The sequence below is a fragment of the Janthinobacterium sp. 1_2014MBL_MicDiv genome (assembly GCF_001865675.1).
Classification (GTDB): domain Bacteria; phylum Pseudomonadota; class Gammaproteobacteria; order Burkholderiales; family Burkholderiaceae_D; genus Janthinobacterium.
Genome location: NZ_CP011319.1, coordinates 1,386,601 through 1,408,155, shown reverse-complemented (window position 1 = coordinate 1,408,155; position 21,555 = coordinate 1,386,601). Strand labels below are relative to the sequence as shown.

Sequence of the window (21,555 nt, the reverse complement as noted above, 5' to 3'; positions counted from 1 at the left end):
GATGAACCCCGTCCACCGCCCACTTTTTGAAAGCGTCCCGTATGTCCTTCATGGCCCTGCCCCCGTCCATCCCGCCCGGCACCGCCCCGGCGCCATCAGCGCCGGCCGCTGGCGTCATCGAGAACGACGGCTGGTTTCCCGATGTCGCGCTGACCGATATGCGCGACGCCATGCGCCTGGATGGCACCGTCACCGACGCGCGCCTGGTGCAAGCCGTGGTCGATGCCATCCTGCAGGTCAACCGCGAGCTGGCCGACTGGCAGGGCAAGCAGGTTGCTACCGGCATCACCGCCCTGGTGGACGTGCCGGCCACGCGCATCAACCGCGAGTCCCGCCTGCTGGCGCAATACCGGCGCGCCGTCTACAGCACGGCGAAAGCGGATCTAATCGAGCGTTACCGCGACTACGACAGCACGGCCACGTCCGTCAGCGACAAGAAAAGCATGGAATGGCTGGACGAGGCGCCCGGCGCGCAGCGGCGCAACGCGCAATGGGCCATCGCCGATATGGTCGGGCGCACGCACCTGACCGTGGAACTGATCTGATGCAGGTGCGCACGCAGCAGCACGACACGGTAGACGCCCTGGTGTGGCGCTACCTGGGCGACGGCGCGGGATACGTCGAGCACACCCTGGAAATGAATCCCGCGCTGGCGCGCCACGGCGCCGTGCTGCCCGCCGGCCTGGTCGTCACCCTGCCCGAGCCGGCGCCCAGCACGGGCCAGGTGGCCGCAGCCGATCTTGTGCAGCTATGGGACTGATCCTGGCATTTACCCTTTATCCATCATGAAAAATCTATCTACCCTCTCACCGGAGAATCAAGCAATGTCCGCAGAATCGTTTGGTGGTTTCGCCACCCTGGTCAAACTGTACGGCTTCAAGGCGGCGCTGGGCATGGTCGGCGCGGCCATGCTGTACATCGTGCTGCCACCGCTGAACAGCGACGGCACCTTCAACAAGGGCGAATTCGTCGCCCGCCTGGCCTGCGCGGGCGTGTTCTCGTGCCTGCTGGGCGGCACCGTGTATCAGCTGCTGTGCGCCCAGCTCCCGGCCATCGGCGCCATGGTCAACGCTTCCGCCATCGACTTGATCGTGGGCGCCCCCGGCTGGTGGGTATCGCGCGCCGTCGCCCTGTGGTTCCAGCGCCGTAGCGACAAGGACATCGCCGAACTGGTCAAAGACGCGAAGGAACACTGATGGCCACCACAGATAATCCATTGATCGCGCGCACCATCGACGCCATCCTGCGCGCCGAGGGCGGCTATGTGAACGACCCGCAAGACATGGGCGGCGAAACCAACTTCGGCATCACCGTGGCCGTGGCGCGCGCCAACGGCTACACGGGGCCGATTCGAGACCTACCCGTGGCGGTGGCGCGCGCCATCTACACGGCGCGCTACATCACGGAGCCGAAGTTCGACCAGGTGCTGGCCCTGCATGCCGGCATCGGCGCCGAAGTGATCGACACGGGCGTGAACATGGGGCCGCACCGCGCGGCCGAGTTCCTGCAGCGCTGGCTGAACGGTTTCAATGACACGGGCGCGCGATATCCTGCGCTATTCGTCGACGGCCGCCTGGGCGCGCAATCGCTGGGCGCTCTTGCATCCTTCCTGAAATGGCGCGGCCAGGATGGCGCCACCGTGCTGCTGCGCGCCCTGAACGGCCTGCAGGCCGCGCGCTACCTGGAAATCACCGAAGCCAACAAGAGCCAGCGCCGTTTTCTGTTCGGCTGGCTCAAGGAACGAGTGGCCATGTGACTACGACCACCTGGCGCCCGCTGGCCGCCTGCCTGCTGTGCGGCGCCCTGGTCGGTTGGACGGCGCAGGGCTGGCGAAAGGATGCAAGCATCGCCGAACTGCAAAGGGCGGCGGCCACCGACAAAACAAACGCGGCCACCGCACTGGCGCAGGCCACCGCCCGCGTGCTCACGCTGGAGCGCACGGCCAGCGCCGCCTTGGTGCAGCGCGCCGACCACCTCACCCAGGAGCAAACCCATGCGAAAACTGAACGCGACCGTTTTAACGATGACGTGCGCAACGGCGCTGTGCGCCTGTCAATCCCCGTCGCCGGCGGCCAGTGCGCCGCCACTGCAGATACCGCAACTGCCGCAGGCCATCGGCAGCAAGCGCGCGCCGAACTTGACCCAGCGACTGCGGCAGCTCTTGACGCCATTGCCGGCGACGGCGACGACGCCACCCGGCAACTGAACGCCTGCATCGACGCCTACAACCTAGTACGAGACACCTACCATGTACAAACCGAATAGCCTGCGCCAGCACCTGTCCGCCGCCATCCCCCAACTGCAGCGCGACCCCGACCGCCTGCTGGTCTTCGCCGACGAAGGCAACGTGGTGGCGTCGGCCACCGCCTCCCTCTCCTTCGAATACCGCTTCAAACTCAACCTGATCGTGACCGACTACGCGGGCGACGCTGACGCCATCATGGTGGCCCTGATTGCCTGGCTGAAAGTCCACCAGCTCGATCTGATGGCCAACGAGGAAACGCGCAAGCACGGCATCGCCTTCGAGGTGGATTTTAATAACCATGAAACGGTGGATATCTCGATCAAACTGGACCTGACCGAGCGCGTGGCCGTCAAGACCGGCGAGGCAGGCCGCCTGGACATTAAGCACCTGGCCGAGATACAGCACATGCCGGCCTATACAGACGAGTTCTGGAGGCTATATAACGGCGACACCCTGCTGGCCGAATGGCGCACGCCCGAGGCGACGCCATGAGCGACAACCTGCACGCGTTGGAAGCCTGGGTCGGCGGCCTGCTAGCCAAGCTGCAGCCGGCCCAGCGCCGCGCCGTCAATCACAAGGTGGCCATCGACCTGCGCCGCAGCCAGGCGCAACGCATCAAGGCGCAGCAGGGGCCGGATGGCACGGCCTATCCGGCGCGCAAGCGGCGCAAGGAATTCAAGGGGAAGAATGGGCGCATCAAGCGGCAGAAGGCGGCCATGTTCGCCAAGATACGCACCGTCAAACACCTGAAAGTAAAGGCGACCGGCGACCAGATCGAAGTCGGGTTCTTTGGCTGGGTGGCGCGCGTGGCGCGTGTGCATCAGTTTGGCCGGCAAGACCGCTTGTCGAAGAAAGGGCCACTGTACAAGTACCCGGAGCGGTCGCTGCTGGGCTTGAGTAAGCTGGATCGAACGGTAATACGAGAATCCTTACTACAACACATACAAAAACACTGAAAACGAACAATGCAAGGTTTCAACTGACATCACTTATCAAATAGGATAGAGTCCTATGCTACTGACTGCTACGAAAAAACCGAGCCGCTCTCTACACTTTCAACTGGCTTGCCAGCGAAAATAATCGGAATATTTTATATGTCCCTGTTGCAACAAATAATTGAAGAAGCAATCTCTAAGGACTCGAGTGTTACGCGACTGCTTCGCCTTTGCATGGTACTGGCTTATGACCTAGGACATGAACCGCTTTCGACATGGATTAAACATGAGCTTGAGGGCTATCCTGACGAGGTTGAGGTACCACCTTACCGAATTTTCCCTGGAATAACCAGAGGTCATATAGTTGGAAGATATGAGGGAATAATACAGATACCGGTTACTGTTTTGCCCGAAGAGATGCGAAAGAAGTTTAAAGACATCCAATATCGGCAGCCAATCGCAGAATGTGCGCAGATGATAGACGAGAGTGGCGGCAAGGGTATCCTCAGGAGAGATTGGCCTATCGTTTTAGCTGTTAAATATGGCTCAACTATGACGCCAGGATCGCATTGCACAGGAGCTTGGATAGAATTCAGTGTAGCGAATCTTACGTCATTGGTGGATCAAATAAAGACGAAGATACTTGCATTCTCGCTGGAAATAAAATCGACATATCCTGATGCCGGCTTGCTTCCGGCACATGACGAAAATTTAAAAGAAAAGGAGAAATTAGTGAGCCAAATATTTAACACCACTATAAACGGCGGAAGTGTCCAAGGCATTGCATTCGGGAATCATTCCGTGGAACAAAATATAGTCAATGGCATTACGCCAGGTGATTTACCGTCACTCATATCAGCGCTTGAGAAATTAGGGCTGTCGAAAGATTCTGCGGCAGACTTAGCAAACAACGCGGATGCCGACAGAAAAGCTGGCGAAAAAGGGATAGGCCCGAGGGTGAAAGCATGGTTTGAAAAGGGCAAAGAAGTTGCTGTCGATGTGGTAGCGGGAAAGACTTTTGATCAAATTATTGCTTACGGAACCGCTGCAATCTTAGCTTTTTCACCATAAGTAATATTTAACAACAAAGTCTATCGAAGGCGCTAACCCGCATATCAACCCGCCCCCGCGTGCATCCGCACGCGGACTTCGGCAACATGCATTGCATGAACGCCGACCTGTCCGACCTCCTCCGCTTGCTGCAAAACCTGATCCGCCTGGGCACCATCGCCGAGGTCAAAGGGGCCAAGGCGCGCGTGCGGCTCGGGCCAACCCTCACCACCGAATGGCTGAAATGGGCCACTCGACGCGCCGGCAGCACGCGCACCTGGTCAACGCCCACCGTGGGCGAACAGGTCATCGTCTTTTCACCCGGCGGCGACCTGACGCGCGGCATCATCCTGCCGGCGCTGTACTCGCAGGAGTTTGACGCGCCCGAAACCAGCGACAGCATCCACACCACGCACTACCCAGACGGCGCCGTGGTGCAGTACGACCACGCGGCCCACGCCCTGACGGCCAATTTACCCGGCGGCACGGCCACCATCACGGCCGACAAGGTGACGTCGAACGCGCCCAGCACCATCTGCACGGGCGACCTGACCGTCATGAAAAACCTGATCGTCATGCAAGCGGCCACTGTCAACGGCGCCACCACCCTGAACGGCGGCGTGAACGCCAAGGCCGGCGCCGCTGGCGGCGTGGCCATGGCCGTGCAAGGGACAATCAAGGCCAGCGAGGACGTGCTGGCCGGCGCCATCAGCCTGGCCAAGCATCCGCACAGCGGCGTCAAAGCCGGCGGCGACCAGTCGGGCGGGCCGCAGCCATGATGGGCATGCACGCCGCCACCGGGCGCAGCCTGACGGGCATGGGCCACCTGCGCCAATCCGTGACCGACATTTTGACCACGCCGATGGGTTCGCGCATCCGGCGCCGCCGCTATGGTTCCGAAGTGCCCGAGCTGATCGACCAGCCCCTGAACAGCGCCACGCAGTTGCGCATCTATGCGGCCACCGCCTTTGCCCTGCGCCGCTGGGAGCCGCGTTTGCAACTGTCCAGCGTGCAGCTCACGCGCGACACGGACGGTGCCATCGCGCTGCTGCTGGAAGGCACGGCGAATGGTCAGGGCATCACGGTGGCCGTGCCCGTCAAGCAAGGGGGCGCCGTATGAGCACGCCTATCGACCTGACCCAGTTGCCCGCGCCCAGCGTGGTCGAAGCGCTCGACTTCGAAGCCATTCTGGCCAAGCGCAAGGCGCACCTGGTCAGCCTGCTGCCGGAAGCTGAGCGCGCAGCCGTCACGGCCCTGCTTGAGCTGGAATCGGAGCCGGCCACCAAGCTACTGGAAGAAAACGCGTATCAGGAAACCATCCTGCGCAACCGCGTCAACGAGGCCGGCAAGGCCGTCATGCTGGCGTTTGCCCTCGACGGCGACCTGGACCAGCTAGGCGCCAACGTCAACGTGGCGCGCCTGGTCATCACGCCGGCCAATCCAAACGCCCTGCCGCCCGTGGCCGCTGTCATGGAAGATAACGACGCCTACCGCCTGCGCATCCAGGAAGCACCGGACGGCCTGTCCGTGGCCGGCCCGAAAGCGTCGTATGAATTCCACGCCCGCAGTGCGGACGGCCAGGTCAAGGACGCAAGCGCCACCAGCCCCGCGCCGGCGCACGTCATCGTCACGGTGCTGGCCAACAATGACACAGGCATCGCCGACGCCGCGCTGCTGGCCACCGTGGCGCGCGCGCTCAACGCCGAGGACGTGCGCCCCCTGGGCGACCGCGTGACGGTGCAAGCCGCCCAGGTCATCGACTACCAGATCGAAGCCACCTTGTTTATCGGCGTCGGCCCGGAAGTGCCGATCCTGCTGGACGCCGCGCGCGCCAACGCCGTGCGCGTGTCGCAGCCGCGCCGCCCGCTGGGGCACAGCATCTACCGATCCGCCTGCAGCGCCGCCGTGCATGTCGAAGGCGTGCGCAAGGTCGTGCTCACCGGCCCGGCGGTGGACATCGAATTGAACGCCACCCAGGCCGCGCGCTGCACCGGCATCCATTTAAACGTGGTCGTGCTCGATGAATAAGATCGTGCCGACCCTGCCGCCCAACACCACGGCGCTCGAGCGCGCCATTGCCGTGGCCTGCGCCGAGCTGGTCAACGTGCCCGTGCCGCTGCGCGACCTGTGGAACGCCGACCGTTGCCCCGTCGCCCTGCTGCCGTTTCTGGCCTGGGCCTGTTCCGTCGACCGCTGGGATGACGCCTGGCCCGAGTCCATCAAGCGCGGCACGATCAAGGCGTCCTACTTCATCCACAAGCACAAGGGCACGATTGCCGCGGTGCGCCGCGTGGTGGAGTCCCTGGGCTATTTGATCCGCATCACCGAATGGTGGCAGACCGCGCCACCCGGCGTGCCCGGAACTTTCCGCCTCGACGTGGGGGTGCTGGACTCGGGCATCACGGACGCCATGTTTCAGGAAATGGAACGCCTGATCGCCGACGCCAAGCCCGTCAGCCGGCATTTGACGGGCCTGGCGCTGTATCTGGAAACCCGTGGCCAGGTGCGGATCGGCTTGAGCGCCTATCACGGCGATGCGATGACGGTTTATCCGTGGATCGCCGAACAAATCGAAGTGCGCGGCAAGCTGGTACAAGGCGGCGCACCCCATACCATTGACACCATGACCATCTATCCATGAGCACATACTTTGCCATTCTGACGCAGGTGGGCGAGGCCAAACTGGCCAATGCCATCGCCCTGGGCCAAACCCTGAAACTGAAAAAAATGGGCGTGGGCGACGGTAACGGCGTCCTGCCGATCCCCGACCGCGCACAAAAGGCGCTCGTGCATGAAGTGCGCCGCGCCGACCTGAACCAGTTGGCCATCGACCCGGCCAACGCCAGCCAGATCATCGTCGAGCAAGTCTTGCCCGAGGACGTGGGCGGCTGGTGGCTGCGCGAAATCGGCATTTACGACGAGGCGGGCGACCTGTGCGCCGTGGCCAACTGCCCGCCCAGCTACAAACCCCTGATGGTCGAGGGCAGCGGGCGCACGCAGGTGGTGCGCGTGGTGCTGATCGTCGCCAGCACGGCCGCTATCGAGCTGAAAATTGATCCGTCCGTGGTGCTGGCCACGCGCAAGTATGCCGACGACAAAGCCGCCGAGGCTGTCATGGCGCATGAGGCCAAGGCCAACCCACACCCGCAGTACCTGAGCAAGATCGACGGCGACGCCAAGATCGCCGCAGCGATTGCCGCCCTGGTCGATAGCTCGCCCGAAACCTTGAATACCCTGGCCGAACTGGCCGATGCGCTGGGGCGCGATCCCCAGTTCGCTACCACGATCACCAAAGCGCTGGCTTTGAAAGCCCCGCTCGACTCACCGGACTTCACCGGCGCTCCACGCGCGCCGACGATCCCCCACGGCGATAGTTCCGTACGCGTGGTGAACGCCCGCGCTCTGGTCGAGGCGACGCAGGGGCGCGCCGGCGTGCAGGGACTGGCCGGCGCGAACACCATCGCTTCGCCTGCAAACAAATTCACCGTGTCCGCGCTCGCCGTCACGATGCGCAACCCGACCACCGGCCAGACCATCACGAAATATGCCACCGGTGCCTTGACGGCGGACGTGTCGGTAGTGGGAGCGAATGGCCGCGATCAAGTGGCCGTCATTGCCGGCACCGCGTCGGTGCATCTGTACTTCATCTTCAACCCCGCGACGGGCATCACCGCGCTGCTGTGGAGCGTGTCGGCGGACGCACCCACGCTGCCGGCCGGTTTCTCCTTCTTCGCCTATGCCACCACCATCCGCTACGAGGGGGCCAACGTCATCACGCCCATGCTCGTCCGTGGCGCCAAAGTGTTCTATGCCAACGACTCCAGCGCCACCCGCGTGCTGAGCGGCGGCGCCGTGACCTCGCCGACCTCGCCTGTTGACTGCTCCCAGTATGTGCCGGCGAACGCGGCACGGGCCATCCTGCACTGCGAGCTACAGCTATCTAGCTCATCAACAGCGATGTTTTTGCTATCCATCGTCGTCTTGGGTATGCAGTTCGCGCCGGTGAAATTTTCCATCGCCACTCCCGACACCTACATGCAAGGCGCAGGGACTGTCGAGATTCCCCTCGACAGCGACAGGCGCTTCAACTACGCCATCACGGCCGGAGCTAAGGGGGGCGCCTATATCGCCGTCATGGGCTATATCGTTCCCAATGGAGATTGCTAAGTGAAAAACTCTTTTCGTGACCCCTTCACGCACGTCCTCAAGGCCTGGGGCTTTGTCGATGCCAACGAAATGGGCGACCTGTCGCGGCCCGAACCCCTGAGCTTCAACCTGGTGCCCGGCGACTGGCGCCTGGTCGATGACGCATGGATCGCCGTTCCTGCAGCTTTGCCCCCGGCACTTACCGCGCCTGACCCGCGCACCCCATCCACCGATCACCCAATTGAACAGGAGTAGCAAACATGGCCACCGACTACCACCATGGCGTGCGCGTCATTGAAATCAACGAGGGTTCGCGCCCCATCCGCACCGTTTCCACCGCCGTGCTGGGCCTGATCGCCACGGCCGACGACGCCGACCCAGCCGCCTTCCCGCTCGACACGCCCGTGCTCGTTACCAACGTGCTGGCCGCCATGGGCAAGGCCGGCAAGACCGGCACCTTGTACCGCGCGCTGGAGGCGATTGCCGCGCAGACCAAGCCCTTGTGCGTCGTCGTGCGCGTGGAAGAAGGCGAGACAGAAGCGGAAACCACCACCAACGTGGTGGGCGGCGTCTCGCTGGACGGCAAGTACCTGGGCGTGAAAGCATTGCTGGCCGCGCAAAGCAAACTCGGCGTGAAACCGCGCATCCTGGGCGCGCCGGGTCTGGATACCAAGGCCGTCACCAACGCCCTGGCCAGCGTGGCGCAGCAACTGCGCAGCTTCGTGTACGCCTCCGCATATGGCTGCAGCAACGTGGTGGCCGCCACCACCTATCGCGGCCAGTTCGGCCAGCGCGAGGTCATGATCATCTGGCCCGATTTTGTCAATTGGGATACCGCCATCGACGAGGAGGCGAGCATTTCCGCCGTGGCCTACGCCATGGGCCTGCGCGCCAAGATCGACGAGGAAACGGGCTGGCACAAGACGCTGTCCAACGTGGTAGTTAACGGTCCGACCGGCATCAGCAAGGATGTGTTTTTCGACCTGCAAGACCCGGCCACCGATGCCGGCGTGCTCAACGCCAAGGAAGTCACCACCCTGATTAACATGGGTGGCTATCGCTTTTGGGGTTCGCGCACCTGCGAGGCGCCGGGCGGCTTCTTCTATTTCGAGAGCTACACGCGCACGGCCCAGGTGCTGGCTGACACCATCGCCGAGGCGCATTTCACCTTTGTCGACCTGCCCTTGCATCCGTCCCTGGTGCGCGATCTGCTGGAAAGCATCAACGCCAAGTTCCGCGACCTGAAATTGCAGGGCTACATCATCGACGGCCACGCCTGGTACGACGAGCAGTTCAACGACAAGGACACGCTCAAAGCGGGCAAGCTGGCCATCGACTACGACTACACGCCCGTGCCGCCGCTGGAAAACCTGCGTTTCCAGCAACGCATCACCGACCGCTACCTAGCCGACTTCGCCTCGCGCATCGCGGCGTAATCACCATCACCACCCTGCCCGCGCCCGCGCGGGCGCAACTGAACAACGGAGAACTTTATGGGCTTGCCCCGCAAACTGAAAAATTTCAACCTGTTCCAGAACGGCGTGTCCTTCATGGGCATGGTGCCCGAGGTCACCTTGCCGAAACTCAGCCGCAAGATGGAAGAGTACCGCGCCGGCGCCATGAGCGGCCCCGTGTCCGTGGACTTCGGCAACGAGGCGCTATCGCTGGAATGGAGTGCTGGTGGCCTGATCGCCGAAGCCCTGAAACAGTACGGCGCGCACACGCACGGCGCCGTGCAACTGCGCTTTGCCGGCGCCTACCAGGAAGACGACGAAGGCACCGTCGCCGCCGTCGAGGTCGTCGTGCGCGGCCGTTACAAGGAAATCGACATGGGCGCGGCCAAGATGGGCGATGACACCACCCACAAATACACCATGGCCTGCAGCTATTACAAGCTGATGATCGACGGCGCCACCATCATCGAACTGGACTTCATGAGCGGCATCGAGAACTTCGGCGGCGGCGACACGAATGCCGCCATCCGCAAGGCCATCGGCCTGTAACCCTTTTTATTCACCACCACCCTACCAGGACAACACCATGAACAACGATACCCAAAACAGCGCCATCATCGAGCTGGACGAGCCAATCAAGCGCGGAGACAACTTCATCACCTCGCTGACCGTGCGCAAGCCCAAGGCCGGCGCCCTGCGCGGCATTTCCCTGATCGAGCTGGCCAACCTGAACGTATCGGCCCTGCAGATCGTGCTGCCGCGCATCACCGAGCCGACATTGACCGCGCACGACATCGCCAACATGGACCCGGCCGACCTGCTGGCCGTAGGCGCCGAGGTTGCCGGTTTTTTGGCGAGCAAAGCCGATCGTCTTTCGGTATCCCCGGCGAAGTAGAAGACGCCATGGCCGACATTGCCGGCGTCTTCCACTGGACGCCGGCAGCGATGGACGGCTTTACGATTGATGAACTGATGGCCTGGCGCGAACGCGCCCGGCAGCGAAGCGGAGCGGAATAAATGGCTGGTCGGGATGTGAGGTTACAGGTAGTGTTTGCAGCGCTGGACAAGATCACCGGCCCGCTGAAAAAAATCATGAGCGGTTCCGGCGATACGGCCAAGGCCTTGAAAGCGACCAGCGACCGCTTGCGCGACCTGAACGCCCAGCAGAAAAACATCAGCAAATTCCGCGAGCTGCACGGTGGCCTGGACGCCACCCGCAGTAAGCTGGAAGCGGCCCAGCAGAAGGTGGCCAGCCTGGCCACCAAGATGAAACAGACGGAAGCGCCGACGCGCGCCATGACGCGCGAGTTTAACGCCGCCGTCAAAGCGGCCGGCGCCTTGAAGACGGCGGGCCAGCAGCAGGCCCAGCAACTGCAGGTCATGCGCGAGCGCCTGGGTGCCGCCGGCATCAGCACCAAAGACCTGGCCACCCACGAACGCACCTTGCGCCGTGAGATTGAGGCCACCAACAAAACCATGACGCTGCAGCAGCAGAAGTTGGCCAACGCGGCCGCCAAACAGCAGCGCGTCACCAACGCCACCCAGCACGCAGACAAGCTGCGCAACAAGGCGGGCAACCTGGCCATGGCCGGCGCCGGCGCGACCGCCACGGGCGCCGTGCTGGGCGCGCCTGTCGTCAAGGGGCTGAACGAGGCCAAGCACTATCAAACGGAAGTGGGCAGGGTCAACGCGCTGGGCCTGGGCGACAAGGTATCAGCCGAGGCCGTCGCCTTCGCGCGCAACATGAAGACCTATGGCACCAGCCAGCTCGACAACCTGCAACTCATGCGCGACGGCATGAGCGCCTTTGCCGACGTGCACCACGCGGAAATGGTCGCCCCTACCCTGGCCAAGATGAAGTTTGCCAATCACGCCTTCTTTGGCGAGGCCGAGGGCGCCGACAACGAACGCAAGTTCATGGACATGCTCAAGGTGATCGAGCTGCGCGGCGGCCTGGAGAGCAAGGAAAAGTTTGAAGCCCAGGCCAATATCGTGCAGCAGGTCATCACCGCCACGGGCGGGCGCGTCGGCCCGAATGAATGGCTGAACATGATCAAGACGGGCGGCATCGCCGCCAAGGGCTTGAAGGATGACGCCTTTTACTACCAGATGGAACCGCTGGTGCAGGAAATGAGCGGCAACCGCGTCGGCACGTCCCTGATGAGTGCGTACCAGAACTTGTACCAGGGCCGCACGACGAAGCGCTCGGCCAGGAAGCTGGACGAGTTTGGCCTGATCGGCGACAAAAGCAAGGTCACGCCAGATAAAGCCGGGCAAATTGCATTCCTCGATCCCGGTGCGCTGCTGGGTTCCGAGCTGTTCCGCGAAAATCAGTTCGAATGGATGGAAAAGGTGCTGTTGCCGCAACTGGCCAAGAAGGGCATCACGGAAAAGAAACAGGTGCTCGATGCCATCGGCAGCATCTTTTCCAACCGCACGGCGTCGAACCTGTATTCGCAGATGTACTTGCAGCGCGTGCAAATCCACAAGAACGAAAAGCTCAACCGTGGCGCCGCCAATATCGGCCAGCTGGACAAGCTGGGCCGCGACACGGCCGCCGGCAAGGAACTGGAAGCGCAATCGAAGCTGGCCAACCTCAAGCTCACCATGGGCGAGAAAATCCTGCCGCTGTACGCGCAGGGGCTGGAAATGGCGATTGCCGCCGTGCAGCGCCTGAATGGCTTCATGGAGCGCAACCCGGCAGTGGCCAAGATCATGATTACCGCTTTTGCCGTGCTGGCCGGCCTGCTGCTGGTGCTCGGTCCGCTGATGCTGGGTATCGCCGCCATGATCGGCCCGTATGCCATGCTGCACGTCATGTTCGCCAAGATGGGCGTGACGGGCGGCGTGCTCACGCCCATCCTGCGCGGCCTGGGTGGCGCCTTCATGTGGGCAGGCCGCGCCGTTCTGTGGCTGGGCCGTGCCTTCATGCTCAATCCGATTGGCCTGGCCATCACGGTCATCGCCGGCGCCGCCTACCTGATCTATAAATACTGGGAGCCGATCAAGGCCTTCTTTGCCGGCATCTGGTCGCACGTCAAAACGGCGTTTGCCGGCGGTATAGGCGGCGTCAGCAGCCTGATTGCCAACTGGTCGCCGCTGGGCCTGTTCTATCGCGCCTTCGCGGGCGTGCTGGGCTGGTTCGGCATTGCGCTGCCGGCCAAGTTCACCGACTTCGGTGCCAGCATCCTGCAGCGCATCACCGCGTCCTGGGCGCCTATCGCCGCCTTCTTCGCTGATATCTGGTCGCGCCTGCGCACCGTCTGCGCCGGCGGCATGGGCAACATCACGGCCCTGATCATCAACTGGTCACCCGTCGGCGTGTTCTATCAGGCATTCGCTGGCGTCATGAGCTGGTTCGGCATCAAGCTGCCGGCCCAGTTCACCGAGTTCGGCGCCAACATCCTGCGCGGCCTGGTCAACGGCATCACCGGTTCCATGGGCGCCGTCAAGGATGCCATCAGCAATGCCGGTTCCAGCACCATTGCCTGGTTCAAGGAAAAGCTGGGTATTCACAGCCCGAGCCGCGTGTTTGCCCAGCTCGGCGACTACACCATGCAAGGCCTGGCCGTGGGTCTGGACCGCAGCGAGGGCGCGCCGACTGCCAAGGTTTCCGGCCTGGCGCAGCGCCTGACGCAATTGGGCGCCGGCATCGCCATCGGCACGGCCACGGCCCTGCCGGCCAGCGCCTTTGACACGCGCGCGCCGCTGTCACAAGGCGGATTCGGTGCCGGCATGACGATTCAGGGCGATAAGATCGAAATCACCTTTAACGTGCAGGCCGGCACCGATCCCCAGGCCATCGCACGCGCGGTAAGCGCGGCGCTCGATCAACGCGACCGTGAAAAGGCGGCACGCATCCGCTCGTCCCTGCGCGACCACGATTAAGAAGGAATAACCACCATGATGATGATTTTAGGAATGTTCGTCTTCAGCCTGCCGACCCTGGCCTATCACGAGCTGCAGCGGCAAACGGAATGGAAGCACGCCAGCACGGCCCGCGTGGGCCTGCGCGACGCGCACCAGTACGTGGGGCCAGGCGACGACACCATTACCCTGTCGGGCTGGGTGGCGCCGGAACTGACCGGCTCCCTGTACTCGCTCGATGCGCTGCGCATGATGGCCGACACGGGCAAGTCGTGGATTTTGATCCAGGGCACGGGCCGCATTCTCGGCTCGTACCGCATCACCAGCATGACGGAGGGGCGCACCATCCTCGACGGTAGCGGCGGCGCGCGCCGCGTCGAGTTCTCGATTGCGCTCAAGCGCGACGACGACGGCGTGCTGGCCATGGTCGGCCTGGGCGATATCGGCGACCTGAAAAACATGCTCAGCATCGACGGCATGACCAGCAGTATCGCCGGCGCGGCCAAGAATGCCGTGGGCAGCGTGGTGGGCAATGTGGTCGGCGGCATCACGTCGAAATACGGCGGCGTGGTCAGCGAGATGAAAGACAAGATCGGCGGCAGCATCAGCGACGCCATCGGCAGCGCGGCGGACAAGTTCAAATGAGCGAGCATATCCCCGCCTTCAAGGTCAGCATCGAGGACAAGGATTTGACGGCCATCGTCTCGCCGCGGCTGATTAATCTGACCTTGACCCTGTGCCGTGGCGATGAGAGCGACCAGCTCGATATCTCCCTAGACGACAGCGACGGCAAGCTGGCCCTGCCGCCGCGCGGCGCGCAGATCGCCCTGGCGCTGGGCTGGCAAGCCACAGGCCTGGTGGACATGGGCAAGTTCACCGTCGACGAGGTGGAACACAGCGGCGCGCCCGACACCATCACCCTGCGCGCCAGGTCGGCCAACCTGATCGACACATTCAAACAGCAGCAGGAGCACAGTTTTCACAAGACCACCCTGGGCGCCATCATCGAGGCAATCGCCTTTCGCAACGAACTGGCGTCGGGCGTGTCGGCGCGCCTGCGCGATACCGCCATCGAGCACATCGACCAGACCCACGAAAGCGATGCGGCCTTCCTGCGCCGGCTGGGCAGGAAATACGACGCGGTGGCCACCGTCAAGAACGACACCTTGCTCTTCATCCCCATCAACCAGAGCCGCACAGCCAGCGGCAAGGCGCTGCCCGTCATCCCCATCACGCGCGCCCTGGGCGATGGCCACCGCTACCACAGCGCCGAAAGCGACGCCTACACGGGCGTGCGCGCCTTCTGGCACGACGAGCGCTTCGCGCGCCGCCGTAGCGTCGTGGCCGGCGTGCCCGGCAACAGCAAGCGCCTGCGCACCACCTTCGCCACCGAAACGGACGCGCGCGCGGCGGCCGTGGCCGAATGGCAGCGCATCCTGCGCGGCCTGGCCACCTTTGAAATGAGCCTGGCCCTGGGCAACCCGGCCGTGTTCCCGCAATCACCCGTCACCGTGCGAGGGTTCAAGCCCGAGATCGACGCCACCGACTGGCTATCGGTCAAGGTCACGCACAGCCTGGGCGGCAACGGCTTTACCACGCGCGTGGAATTTGAAACCAAAACGGAAACGGTCGAGGCCGAACGCGAGGAAGAGAAAGACCCGGACGAGGGCGTCACGGGCGTGGTGGCCAGGTGGAAGGACGTGGCGGCGAAGAAGAAAAAGGCGGGGCAGGAACAGGCAGGCGCCAAGGGCATGCTCAAGACGCTGGAGCATCTTTACAAGAGCAAGCAGGCTGCCAAACGGGCGGCCCTGCATGCGTGGAAGCATATTGAAGAAGTGCGGGACATCATCCGCGAGAACAGCGAGGAAGTGGTTGGCACTGATTAGACGCCGCTGGCACCGTTCTGCACTACTGCCGTCAAATTGCTTCCAGCCACATTGCAGGCGTATTCCCTAGCGGTGCGACACATTCCATAGCTTTGCCGCGAGTGCGTTCAACGTGCCCGACTGAATAAGCCTTTCCGGCGATGTAGCATTTTCCATCCTTTGCCGGGCTGACATCAGCCTGTACCTTGTAGAGTAACCAGGCACAAGCGCTCAAGCAGGCGATCAATGCGGCAAGTTGAAAACGTGAAGTGCGTTGTAAGCGCGAAAAACTCAACGACTTTTCCACGCATGCTATGCATGGTAAAACGGTGTGGACAGGATGGGGCACCGCTGGGTTAGATTTGGCACCTATGAAAGGGGTTGCCGGTAGGGCTGCAGGGGTGCTCGCATCTTCGATACGTGCCTCTAAAATCGCTTTAACTTCTTGGTATTTACTTCGCGGCAACTCTTTAAATTTTTGCAAACCATAGTCAGTGATGAGTCCTCTGTAAATCTTAATCTCTTCGACGCCAATTAGAGCAGCGAGCCTGTCCACAAGTAATTTTATGTTGGTGCGCTGATACGAAGTAATCAGCTCAACATCTTTTTCTTTATCGCCTACGTGAAGCGTTACGACATTGCTGAGTCGTGGCGCCTCGTTTAAATCTCCCATCACTGCACTATTAATGTTTCGTTTAAACTCTACTTTGTCTACCATTTTTACCCGATCAATCTTTGCTTCATGCGGCTACTTGCGATGTTACAGCCCTACTTTTTTACCTTTTTGTAGTTAGGCTCGGCAATAAAAATACCATTGACTGCCCCTTTTACTGAAACCGGGACGGCTTCGAGAAGGGGCGAGTTTTCAACGGTTATCACCTTTAACTTATCGCCTGGTCCAGTTAGTAGACACCTCTTGGAATCGAACAGTGCTTGCAGTCGTGTTTCCTCACCTGCGCTAGCGTATTTGAACCCTGTAAACAAATCTTCAGCAGATATGCAAGCAATCGTCGGTGAAATTGGCTCCACAATATCCTCAGCCTTAAACTTTGACGGTCCGGCATATACGCTTGACATGCCAAAACTCAGAACAAGTGTCAACCATACTTTATTCATCATTTAACGCTCTTCTTATTGGCGACGTTCACTGTCATGGGCGCTGTAACATCGCCATTAACTTGATGACCGACCGCACCTTTAATGGTAATTTTTTGCTTACGCTGAACTTGTGGGGTTGCAGCTGGAGCTGGAGCGGCTCCTTCCGACATTCCCTCAACCAGCCCGAGTAAACGCAACTTCCCTCTCAAATCCAGTTTTCGAAAACCAAGCAGCAATTCACTTTCCTCAGCCAGTAACTCGTCCGACGATGGTGTGCCATGCAATAGGAAGTGGGAGTCTACGCCGGCATCACAAATCGCCATAAGGTAGTCGGAGTCGGGCTTTCTGGCACCACTCTCGTAATTTAATTGCGTGTCTTTGGTTACACCAGCCAAGGCGGCAAACTTCTCTTGGCTCAAACCCAAGCGCTTTCTCTCGGCACGAAGACGATCCTTAAAATCAGACATATGACCACTTTTTTATTTGACATGTGGACGTTCGTCCACTATAGTTACGCCATCCTGTAGCGATTACACATCATAACATTATGAAAAACGTATCCAAAATCGGGCGCACCCCCAAGGGCGCCACGTCGCAGCCTTTAGGCGTCCGCCTAGCGCCTGATGAGGTGCTAGAAGTCGAAACCTTTGCCGCCGCGCAACAACGGTCCCGTGCCTGGTTCTTACGCTTCCTGATCTTGCGCGGCCTCGCCGACTATAAGCGCGAACTCGCTACCCAAACCACCCACTAAGGACAACGTCATGTATCCCGATGCAAAACGTATCCGCAGCCATAAAGTCATGCTGCGCCTGGACGATTATGAGCACCAGCTCGTTTCCTCTATCGCCAACTACCAAGGCGAAGAAATAGCGGTGCTAGTGCGCCAGATCGTCATGCGTGAAGCCCTTGCCGCTATTGCTGCAGACGACATCGACAGCGTACAGCGTCGCAGCGCTTAAACCGAGTCCCTGAATAGTAACTTTTGAGTAACTGAAAAGCTGCCGAACATGCCCGATCACGAAATTCATATCAATGACGAAGAACTCGCAGCGCTGGAAGTCGTTCGTCAACGGCAAGGGCTGGCAAGTGTCGAGCAGGCAGCTGAGTGGCTCGTCAAGTCGCGCTTACGCAAGCAATCAAAAAACATGACAGGTCGCGGTCGCGCCCTGTACCAAGTGGAAAGAAAGCTGAAATGAGAGTCATCGGCCTGCCATGCCCGCATTGCGCCTACACCGTCCGCGCTGTCAAAAGCCGCATGATGTCCGCGATGTTCAAGGAAATCACCTACATGTGCCAGAACCCCGACTGCGGGCACGTCTTCGTGGCGGGCCTGGAAGTGCTGCGCACCCTCTCGCTGTCCGCCATGCCCAAGGCCGATATCCGCATCCCGATGTCACAGCATGCGCGCGCGGCGGCCACCAATCAGCTGGCCTTTGACCTGACTGCAGGCTGCTGATGACTATTTCGATCCTCGCGCCGCCGTAGCCCGGCCGCTGTAACTCCCCTCTTTTGCTGTGCCCTGCTGCGCTCTCTTTTGAGCGTGCGGGATTCGTTCAACCTGAAATAAGGAAATTCGATGTTAAACGGTCTTCAAATGCTCAAAACCGTCACCTTATCGCATGAGTCTGTGCTGACCGCATTGTGCGCCCTCGGGCGTCAGCGCTTGCAGGACAAAGAGCTTTTACAGCAATGTGTTAAGTCATCGCATCGCACTTGGGTCCAGCGTGAAATCTCCATGGCAGATTTCGCCATCATCAGTCTGAGAGGCGCAATCAACGCTGTTCGCTATTGCCAAGCATGCGGCCATGTGGGCGATGTAATCCCCCCAGCGGTCGACTGCTGCCCAGGTGGCAAGTATGCGGCCATGGTCCATCCAGAGATCGCGCGCCAGGCGCGAATCGGCCTGACTGTCTTGTTATCACATGCGGACGGAAAAATCCCATGCAGCGGCGATATGGCGGGAGAGTGGTAATGCTGCGCTTGCTCAAAACCTGCGGCGTCTGGCTGCTGTCGCTCCTGATCATCATTGCCCCCGGCGTGCTGCGGGCCATCGGCGCCATCAAGGGCTGAACCATGCCGGCGTCCCTTATCGACAATCACCTGTCCTTCCAGCCTGCCGCCGAGATTTTGGCCGCGCGCGACAAGGACATGCCGACGCCACCAGGCGCCGGGCATGCGCTGGCCGCCATCGCCGAAGCCAAGGCCCAGCTACGCAGCATCAAGCCGCGCAATTTGGCGCCCTTCATCGCCCAGGCATGGGGATTGTCGCCGCGCGGCGCGCGCCGTTCCGTGCTGATCGCCGCCGGCCTGGACGCCGACCGCTGGGAATCGCCCATCCATTCATTTACCGAGGAAGAGCGCATCGAGCTGCGCGCCGCTACCTCTGCCGCTATCCGTGTGTACGAAAGACTGTTGAATGCAATCTAAACAAATCCTGCTGCCTGCCCCGCAACGCCACGAAGCCTTCTTGCGCTCCGCCCAGTTCGCGCCCGAGCTGGCCCGTATCCCGTTCAAGTGGCGCAACCGCGTCATCACGGCCGCCATGGCAAAAATGGCCTGGTCGTCCTGGTACAAAGTCTATGAGTCCGTCGCCACGAGCTTTGTGCGCGAGTTCGCCGAACAGTACGTGCCAGCCGGCGTCGATCTGTCGCAAAGCGACGCCGACATTGTGGCCACCGCCGAACGCGCGGCGGCTGGCGTCACCAAAATGCTGTGGATGGCCGTGTCCGACACGCACGCCCTTCAGATCATGGAAGACGAATGCGCCTCGTATGGCATCGAGCTGCCCGAGTTCGACACGATGACCGACACCATCGCCCGCCTGGTGGATGCGCGCTGGTGGCGCCGCCAGCTGCGCAAGCGCGTCAAGCGCGCCTTTGAAGCCGGCAATATCCGCCTGGGCTACGTGAACTATCGCGCCGAACCCTACGCCAGCAACGATGCCGTGCTGTCGCGTCTGGCGCAAAACCGGCGCAACGCGGCAGCGCTGGCCGCCACCCTGGTGCAGAACGAGAATGGCCAGCAATTCAGCATCGCCGAGCTGGCCGAGAAAACGACCGCGAACAAGGCCATCCGGCGCGGCGAGCTGATGTTGCGCATCAACGGCTTTGAGCAGATAGCCCGCGAATGCGGCGACCAGGGCATTTTCATCACCTGGACGTGTCCATCGCGCTTTCACGCCATGCAGCACAGCGGCAAGCCCAACGACAAGTTTGATGGCTCCACGCCGCGCGAGGCGAATGCCTACCTGGGCAAGATGACATCACTGTGCCGCTCCGCGCTGGCGCGCCGTGGCATCGGCCTGTATGGCTTTCGCATCGCCGAGCCGCATCACGATGGCTGTCCGCATTGGCATCTGCTGCTGTTCGTGCGTCCTACCGCGAGCTACAAGACGCCCCACCTGCAGGACGTGGCCGGTCGTGCCATCCGCATCATGAAGCGCTACGCCTGGCGCGTGGACCGTGGCGAACCGGGCGCCTTCGCGCGCCGCCTGGACGTGAAACGCATCGACTGGGCCAAGGGCAGCGCCGCCGGCTACATCGCCAAGTATGTGGCCAAGAACATCGACGGCGTGGCCGAGCACAAGACGAAAGAAGGCTATGTCGTCACGGCCGACACCGAAGGCGATGTCGAGTTGACGCCATCGGCGCGCGTCGAGTCCTGGGCCGCGTGCTGGGGCATCCGCCAATTCCAGCAATGGGGCGGCGCCCCCGTCACCGTGTGGCGTGAACTGCGCCGCATCGAGGAAAGCATGCTCAACGAAGCCCCGGCCGCCATGCGCCGCGCTTGGGACGCCGTGCAAAAGATCGAGGGCGAAAAGCGCGCCTGCTGGGCCGAATACCTGCGCGCCCAGGGCGGCGCCCTGGTGCCGCGCAAGGAACTGGTCGTCACCCTGGCCAAGGACGAAAAAACCGTCATCGGCCGCTACGGCGAAACGCTGCGCACCACGCCCTACGGCGTGCGCTGCAGCGACCTGATAGGCGTGGTCTTCAAGTCCGTGCGTCATACGTGGACGCCGGTACAGGCCACAGGCGGGCGCGGGGTGGCCGTTGGGGTTGCCGTTCCTCGGACTCGTGTAAATAACTGTACGCACCCCGACCGCCCTGCCCCGGCTACGCCGCCAGCGGCGCCCGCGCCTGACCTGCCAGACGAGGCCAAAACAGCACTTCTTGCAGCCTGGGCGGCCGTCAACGCCTGCCCGTGGCCCCGGCTGATCCTCCCCGACACCCCACTCCATGAAGGAAATGGCACATGAGCACCTATGCCGTGATCGTTCGCACGCAAACCGAACGCTTTGAATACGCCGCGATTGCCGCTTCCAGCGGCGACGCGATCCAGGCCGCCATCGACCACTTCGGCGTGTGCGGCGTTACCGCCAAACTGAAAGGAGCACCGCAATGCTGAACACCTCGACCAATTTGCCGCGGCAAGTCGCCCTGGGCGACCGCGTGACATTCGATACCGACGAAGGCTACCAGGTCGGCACCGTCAACGACCTGCGCCGCGACGTGGGCAATGGCGAGCTGCATGCGTGGGTGGAGCTGGACCACCAGTGGCCCGGCATGTTCCGCGCGGTGCCGCTGGGCGCTGTTCAGCTACTCGCAGCGACAGCAGCATGACGAAGTGCATCACAAGCAATAAATGGCGCGGTGAGCGCGCCGAGCCTGTCGATCCAACGACGGTGCGCTTCAAGGCGTACAGGGCAGAGGCGGTGGGCTGCGATGGTTGTCTGTTTGAGCGATCGTTCGGTGTGTGCTCCACTGCCGCAGCACTTGCCAAGGCCAACGGCCAACCTGACTGCGAAGAGCGTGCGCCGGATGGCATGACCTATATCTACGTGCTGGACCATAGCGACCCGCGCCAGCTTAACCTGATAAAAACTATTTCATAGACCA

General features: G+C 61.7%; 34 protein-coding genes. 31 read left to right on the top strand and 3 right to left on the bottom strand.

Going from position 1 to position 21,555, the window contains the following annotated elements:
* Positions 1–41: 41 nt before the first annotated feature.
* From YQ44_RS06185 to YQ44_RS06095, 21 genes are all read left to right on the top strand, one after another.
* Entirely contained in the window at positions 42–545 is a 504-nt protein-coding gene (locus tag YQ44_RS06185; RefSeq protein WP_071322639.1) for a head completion/stabilization protein, read from the top strand.
* On the top strand, positions 545–760 hold the full coding sequence (locus tag YQ44_RS06180) for a tail protein X (protein WP_034778648.1): 216 nt from the start codon (positions 545–547) through the stop codon (positions 758–760). Before YQ44_RS06185 ends, YQ44_RS06180 begins: the two co-directional genes overlap by 1 nt.
* Before the next feature lie 64 nt (positions 761–824).
* The gene (locus tag YQ44_RS06175) at positions 825–1,196 is read left to right on the top strand and encodes a hypothetical protein (RefSeq protein WP_035820867.1); all 372 of its coding nucleotides are present in this window, start codon (positions 825–827) and stop codon (positions 1,194–1,196) included.
* On the top strand, positions 1,196–1,756 hold the full coding sequence (locus YQ44_RS06170; protein WP_071322638.1) for a glycoside hydrolase family 108 protein: 561 nt from the start codon (positions 1,196–1,198) through the stop codon (positions 1,754–1,756). Before YQ44_RS06175 ends, YQ44_RS06170 begins: the two co-directional genes overlap by 1 nt.
* On the top strand, positions 1,753–2,265 hold the full coding sequence (locus tag YQ44_RS06165; protein WP_071322637.1) for a lysis system i-spanin subunit Rz: 513 nt from the start codon (positions 1,753–1,755) through the stop codon (positions 2,263–2,265). Before YQ44_RS06170 ends, YQ44_RS06165 begins: the two co-directional genes overlap by 4 nt.
* Entirely contained in the window at positions 2,249–2,737 is a 489-nt protein-coding gene (locus YQ44_RS06160) for a phage tail protein (protein WP_071322636.1), read from the top strand. The genes YQ44_RS06165 and YQ44_RS06160 overlap by 17 nt, the downstream gene beginning before the upstream one ends.
* Positions 2,734–3,201: a phage virion morphogenesis protein gene (locus YQ44_RS06155; protein WP_071322635.1), complete on the top strand. Its 468-nt coding sequence runs from the start codon at positions 2,734–2,736 to the stop codon at positions 3,199–3,201. The genes YQ44_RS06160 and YQ44_RS06155 overlap by 4 nt, the downstream gene beginning before the upstream one ends.
* Before the next feature lie 138 nt (positions 3,202–3,339).
* Positions 3,340–4,251, top strand: coding sequence for an AbiTii domain-containing protein (locus tag YQ44_RS28695; protein ID WP_156894710.1), 912 nt, complete (start codon positions 3,340–3,342; stop codon positions 4,249–4,251).
* 86 nt (positions 4,252–4,337) lie between these two features.
* Positions 4,338–5,009, top strand: coding sequence for a phage baseplate assembly protein V (locus tag YQ44_RS06150; RefSeq protein ID WP_232251061.1), 672 nt, complete (start codon positions 4,338–4,340; stop codon positions 5,007–5,009).
* On the top strand, positions 5,006–5,350 hold the full coding sequence (locus YQ44_RS06145; protein WP_071322633.1) for a GPW/gp25 family protein: 345 nt from the start codon (positions 5,006–5,008) through the stop codon (positions 5,348–5,350). Before YQ44_RS06150 ends, YQ44_RS06145 begins: the two co-directional genes overlap by 4 nt.
* Positions 5,347–6,258, top strand: a complete 912-nt coding sequence (locus YQ44_RS06140) for a baseplate assembly protein (RefSeq protein ID WP_071322632.1) — start codon at positions 5,347–5,349, stop codon at positions 6,256–6,258. Before YQ44_RS06145 ends, YQ44_RS06140 begins: the two co-directional genes overlap by 4 nt.
* A complete protein-coding gene (locus tag YQ44_RS06135) occupies positions 6,251–6,871 on the top strand; it encodes a phage tail protein I (protein WP_198043879.1) in 621 nt (206 codons plus the stop codon). Before YQ44_RS06140 ends, YQ44_RS06135 begins: the two co-directional genes overlap by 8 nt.
* Entirely contained in the window at positions 6,868–8,397 is a 1,530-nt protein-coding gene (locus tag YQ44_RS29470) for a phage tail protein (protein WP_071322631.1), read from the top strand. Before YQ44_RS06135 ends, YQ44_RS29470 begins: the two co-directional genes overlap by 4 nt.
* Positions 8,398–8,631 carry a hypothetical protein gene (locus YQ44_RS06125; protein WP_071322630.1) on the top strand — a complete coding sequence of 78 codons (234 nt, stop codon included), beginning with the start codon at positions 8,398–8,400 and terminating at the stop codon, positions 8,629–8,631.
* Positions 8,632–8,636: 5 nt separating this feature from the next.
* The gene (locus tag YQ44_RS06120; RefSeq protein WP_071322629.1) at positions 8,637–9,812 is read left to right on the top strand and encodes a phage tail sheath protein; all 1,176 of its coding nucleotides are present in this window, start codon (positions 8,637–8,639) and stop codon (positions 9,810–9,812) included.
* Between the two features lie 57 nt (positions 9,813–9,869).
* Complete coding sequence (locus YQ44_RS06115; RefSeq protein ID WP_071322628.1) at positions 9,870–10,379, top strand: phage major tail tube protein; 510 nt, start codon at positions 9,870–9,872, stop codon at positions 10,377–10,379.
* A gap of 37 nt (positions 10,380–10,416) precedes the next feature.
* On the top strand, positions 10,417–10,725 hold the full coding sequence (locus YQ44_RS06110) for a phage tail assembly protein (RefSeq protein ID WP_071322627.1): 309 nt from the start codon (positions 10,417–10,419) through the stop codon (positions 10,723–10,725).
* A gap of 8 nt (positions 10,726–10,733) precedes the next feature.
* Positions 10,734–10,847 (top strand): GpE family phage tail protein, encoded by a 114-nt coding sequence (locus YQ44_RS28060; RefSeq protein WP_071650284.1) that lies wholly within the window; start codon positions 10,734–10,736, stop codon positions 10,845–10,847.
* Complete coding sequence (locus YQ44_RS06105) at positions 10,848–13,718, top strand: phage tail protein (RefSeq protein WP_071322626.1); 2,871 nt, start codon at positions 10,848–10,850, stop codon at positions 13,716–13,718.
* Positions 13,719–13,733: 15 nt separating this feature from the next.
* Positions 13,734–14,342, top strand: coding sequence for a phage tail protein (locus YQ44_RS06100; protein WP_071322625.1), 609 nt, complete (start codon positions 13,734–13,736; stop codon positions 14,340–14,342).
* A complete protein-coding gene (locus YQ44_RS06095) occupies positions 14,339–15,583 on the top strand; it encodes a phage late control D family protein (protein WP_071322624.1) in 1,245 nt (414 codons plus the stop codon). The genes YQ44_RS06100 and YQ44_RS06095 overlap by 4 nt, the downstream gene beginning before the upstream one ends.
* A gap of 31 nt (positions 15,584–15,614) precedes the next feature.
* On the opposite strand, the gene YQ44_RS28690 is transcribed toward YQ44_RS06095, so the two are convergent.
* Genes YQ44_RS28690 through YQ44_RS28055 form a run of 3 tightly spaced genes read right to left on the bottom strand, consistent with a single transcriptional unit; the run spans position 15,615 to position 17,127 of the window.
* Positions 15,615–16,280 (bottom strand): hypothetical protein, encoded by a 666-nt coding sequence (locus YQ44_RS28690; RefSeq protein WP_156894709.1) that lies wholly within the window; start codon positions 16,278–16,280, stop codon positions 15,615–15,617.
* Between the two features lie 50 nt (positions 16,281–16,330).
* Positions 16,331–16,681 (bottom strand): hypothetical protein, encoded by a 351-nt coding sequence (locus YQ44_RS28685; RefSeq protein ID WP_156894708.1) that lies wholly within the window; start codon positions 16,679–16,681, stop codon positions 16,331–16,333.
* On the bottom strand, positions 16,678–17,127 hold the full coding sequence (locus YQ44_RS28055; protein WP_083411667.1) for a helix-turn-helix domain-containing protein: 450 nt from the start codon (positions 17,125–17,127) through the stop codon (positions 16,678–16,680). Before YQ44_RS28055 ends, YQ44_RS28685 begins: the two co-directional genes overlap by 4 nt.
* An 80-nt stretch (positions 17,128–17,207) precedes the next feature.
* Between YQ44_RS28055 and YQ44_RS06090 the strand changes: the two genes are divergently transcribed.
* From YQ44_RS06090 to YQ44_RS28680, 10 genes are all read left to right on the top strand, one after another.
* Positions 17,208–17,411 carry a hypothetical protein gene (locus tag YQ44_RS06090; RefSeq protein ID WP_071322623.1) on the top strand — a complete coding sequence of 68 codons (204 nt, stop codon included), beginning with the start codon at positions 17,208–17,210 and terminating at the stop codon, positions 17,409–17,411.
* Between the two features lie 10 nt (positions 17,412–17,421).
* Positions 17,422–17,619, top strand: a complete 198-nt coding sequence (locus YQ44_RS06085; protein WP_071322622.1) for a hypothetical protein — start codon at positions 17,422–17,424, stop codon at positions 17,617–17,619.
* 48 nt (positions 17,620–17,667) lie between these two features.
* On the top strand, positions 17,668–17,856 hold the full coding sequence (locus tag YQ44_RS28050; protein ID WP_083411666.1) for a hypothetical protein: 189 nt from the start codon (positions 17,668–17,670) through the stop codon (positions 17,854–17,856).
* The gene (locus YQ44_RS06080; protein WP_071322621.1) at positions 17,853–18,116 is read left to right on the top strand and encodes an ogr/Delta-like zinc finger family protein; all 264 of its coding nucleotides are present in this window, start codon (positions 17,853–17,855) and stop codon (positions 18,114–18,116) included. The genes YQ44_RS28050 and YQ44_RS06080 overlap by 4 nt, the downstream gene beginning before the upstream one ends.
* A 120-nt stretch (positions 18,117–18,236) precedes the next feature.
* The gene (locus tag YQ44_RS06075) at positions 18,237–18,632 is read left to right on the top strand and encodes a hypothetical protein (protein ID WP_071322620.1); all 396 of its coding nucleotides are present in this window, start codon (positions 18,237–18,239) and stop codon (positions 18,630–18,632) included.
* 101 nt (positions 18,633–18,733) lie between these two features.
* Positions 18,734–19,087 carry a hypothetical protein gene (locus tag YQ44_RS06070; protein ID WP_071322619.1) on the top strand — a complete coding sequence of 118 codons (354 nt, stop codon included), beginning with the start codon at positions 18,734–18,736 and terminating at the stop codon, positions 19,085–19,087.
* Positions 19,077–20,915, top strand: a complete 1,839-nt coding sequence (locus YQ44_RS06065; protein ID WP_083411665.1) for a replication endonuclease — start codon at positions 19,077–19,079, stop codon at positions 20,913–20,915. The genes YQ44_RS06070 and YQ44_RS06065 overlap by 11 nt, the downstream gene beginning before the upstream one ends.
* A complete protein-coding gene (locus tag YQ44_RS29285; protein WP_172404661.1) occupies positions 20,912–21,064 on the top strand; it encodes a hypothetical protein in 153 nt (50 codons plus the stop codon). Before YQ44_RS06065 ends, YQ44_RS29285 begins: the two co-directional genes overlap by 4 nt.
* A complete protein-coding gene (locus YQ44_RS06060; protein WP_071322618.1) occupies positions 21,058–21,279 on the top strand; it encodes a hypothetical protein in 222 nt (73 codons plus the stop codon). The genes YQ44_RS29285 and YQ44_RS06060 overlap by 7 nt, the downstream gene beginning before the upstream one ends.
* On the top strand, positions 21,276–21,551 hold the full coding sequence (locus tag YQ44_RS28680; protein ID WP_156894706.1) for a hypothetical protein: 276 nt from the start codon (positions 21,276–21,278) through the stop codon (positions 21,549–21,551). The genes YQ44_RS06060 and YQ44_RS28680 overlap by 4 nt, the downstream gene beginning before the upstream one ends.
* The last annotated feature ends 4 nt before the right edge of the window (positions 21,552–21,555 follow it).

Bases quoted from the DNA above. Each gene is read 5' to 3' on its own strand.
- YQ44_RS06070 (WP_071322619.1), top strand. From the start codon at position 18,734: ATGCCGGCGTCCCTTATCGACAATCACCTGTCCTTCCAGCCTGCCGCC.
- YQ44_RS06160 (WP_071322636.1), top strand. From the start codon at position 2,249: ATGTACAAACCGAATAGCCTGCGCCAGCACCTGTCCGCCGCCATCCCC.
- YQ44_RS28690 (WP_156894709.1), bottom strand. From the start codon at position 16,280: ATGGTAGACAAAGTAGAGTTTAAACGAAACATTAATAGTGCAGTGATG.
- YQ44_RS28680 (WP_156894706.1), top strand. From the start codon at position 21,276: ATGACGAAGTGCATCACAAGCAATAAATGGCGCGGTGAGCGCGCCGAG.
- YQ44_RS06110 (WP_071322627.1), top strand. From the start codon at position 10,417: ATGAACAACGATACCCAAAACAGCGCCATCATCGAGCTGGACGAGCCA.
- YQ44_RS06135 (WP_198043879.1), top strand. From the start codon at position 6,251: ATGAATAAGATCGTGCCGACCCTGCCGCCCAACACCACGGCGCTCGAG.
- YQ44_RS29285 (WP_172404661.1), top strand. From the start codon at position 20,912: ATGAGCACCTATGCCGTGATCGTTCGCACGCAAACCGAACGCTTTGAA.
- YQ44_RS28685 (WP_156894708.1), bottom strand. From the start codon at position 16,681: ATGATGAATAAAGTATGGTTGACACTTGTTCTGAGTTTTGGCATGTCA.
- YQ44_RS28695 (WP_156894710.1), top strand. From the start codon at position 3,340: ATGTCCCTGTTGCAACAAATAATTGAAGAAGCAATCTCTAAGGACTCG.
- YQ44_RS06100 (WP_071322625.1), top strand. From the start codon at position 13,734: ATGATGATGATTTTAGGAATGTTCGTCTTCAGCCTGCCGACCCTGGCC.
- YQ44_RS06175 (WP_035820867.1), top strand. From the start codon at position 825: ATGTCCGCAGAATCGTTTGGTGGTTTCGCCACCCTGGTCAAACTGTAC.
- YQ44_RS06060 (WP_071322618.1), top strand. From the start codon at position 21,058: ATGCTGAACACCTCGACCAATTTGCCGCGGCAAGTCGCCCTGGGCGAC.
- YQ44_RS06120 (WP_071322629.1), top strand. From the start codon at position 8,637: ATGGCCACCGACTACCACCATGGCGTGCGCGTCATTGAAATCAACGAG.
- YQ44_RS06090 (WP_071322623.1), top strand. From the start codon at position 17,208: ATGAAAAACGTATCCAAAATCGGGCGCACCCCCAAGGGCGCCACGTCG.
- YQ44_RS06080 (WP_071322621.1), top strand. From the start codon at position 17,853: ATGAGAGTCATCGGCCTGCCATGCCCGCATTGCGCCTACACCGTCCGC.
- YQ44_RS06155 (WP_071322635.1), top strand. From the start codon at position 2,734: ATGAGCGACAACCTGCACGCGTTGGAAGCCTGGGTCGGCGGCCTGCTA.
- YQ44_RS06095 (WP_071322624.1), top strand. From the start codon at position 14,339: ATGAGCGAGCATATCCCCGCCTTCAAGGTCAGCATCGAGGACAAGGAT.
- YQ44_RS06075 (WP_071322620.1), top strand. From the start codon at position 18,237: ATGTTAAACGGTCTTCAAATGCTCAAAACCGTCACCTTATCGCATGAG.
- YQ44_RS06085 (WP_071322622.1), top strand. From the start codon at position 17,422: ATGTATCCCGATGCAAAACGTATCCGCAGCCATAAAGTCATGCTGCGC.
- YQ44_RS29470 (WP_071322631.1), top strand. From the start codon at position 6,868: ATGAGCACATACTTTGCCATTCTGACGCAGGTGGGCGAGGCCAAACTG.
- YQ44_RS06170 (WP_071322638.1), top strand. From the start codon at position 1,196: ATGGCCACCACAGATAATCCATTGATCGCGCGCACCATCGACGCCATC.
- YQ44_RS28050 (WP_083411666.1), top strand. From the start codon at position 17,668: ATGCCCGATCACGAAATTCATATCAATGACGAAGAACTCGCAGCGCTG.
- YQ44_RS06185 (WP_071322639.1), top strand. From the start codon at position 42: ATGTCCTTCATGGCCCTGCCCCCGTCCATCCCGCCCGGCACCGCCCCG.
- YQ44_RS28055 (WP_083411667.1), bottom strand. From the start codon at position 17,127: ATGTCTGATTTTAAGGATCGTCTTCGTGCCGAGAGAAAGCGCTTGGGT.
- YQ44_RS06105 (WP_071322626.1), top strand. From the start codon at position 10,848: ATGGCTGGTCGGGATGTGAGGTTACAGGTAGTGTTTGCAGCGCTGGAC.
- YQ44_RS06180 (WP_034778648.1), top strand. From the start codon at position 545: ATGCAGGTGCGCACGCAGCAGCACGACACGGTAGACGCCCTGGTGTGG.
- YQ44_RS06065 (WP_083411665.1), top strand. From the start codon at position 19,077: ATGCAATCTAAACAAATCCTGCTGCCTGCCCCGCAACGCCACGAAGCC.
- YQ44_RS06140 (WP_071322632.1), top strand. From the start codon at position 5,347: ATGAGCACGCCTATCGACCTGACCCAGTTGCCCGCGCCCAGCGTGGTC.
- YQ44_RS28060 (WP_071650284.1), top strand. From the start codon at position 10,734: ATGGCCGACATTGCCGGCGTCTTCCACTGGACGCCGGCAGCGATGGAC.
- YQ44_RS06115 (WP_071322628.1), top strand. From the start codon at position 9,870: ATGGGCTTGCCCCGCAAACTGAAAAATTTCAACCTGTTCCAGAACGGC.
- YQ44_RS06150 (WP_232251061.1), top strand. From the start codon at position 4,338: ATGCATTGCATGAACGCCGACCTGTCCGACCTCCTCCGCTTGCTGCAA.
- YQ44_RS06145 (WP_071322633.1), top strand. From the start codon at position 5,006: ATGATGGGCATGCACGCCGCCACCGGGCGCAGCCTGACGGGCATGGGC.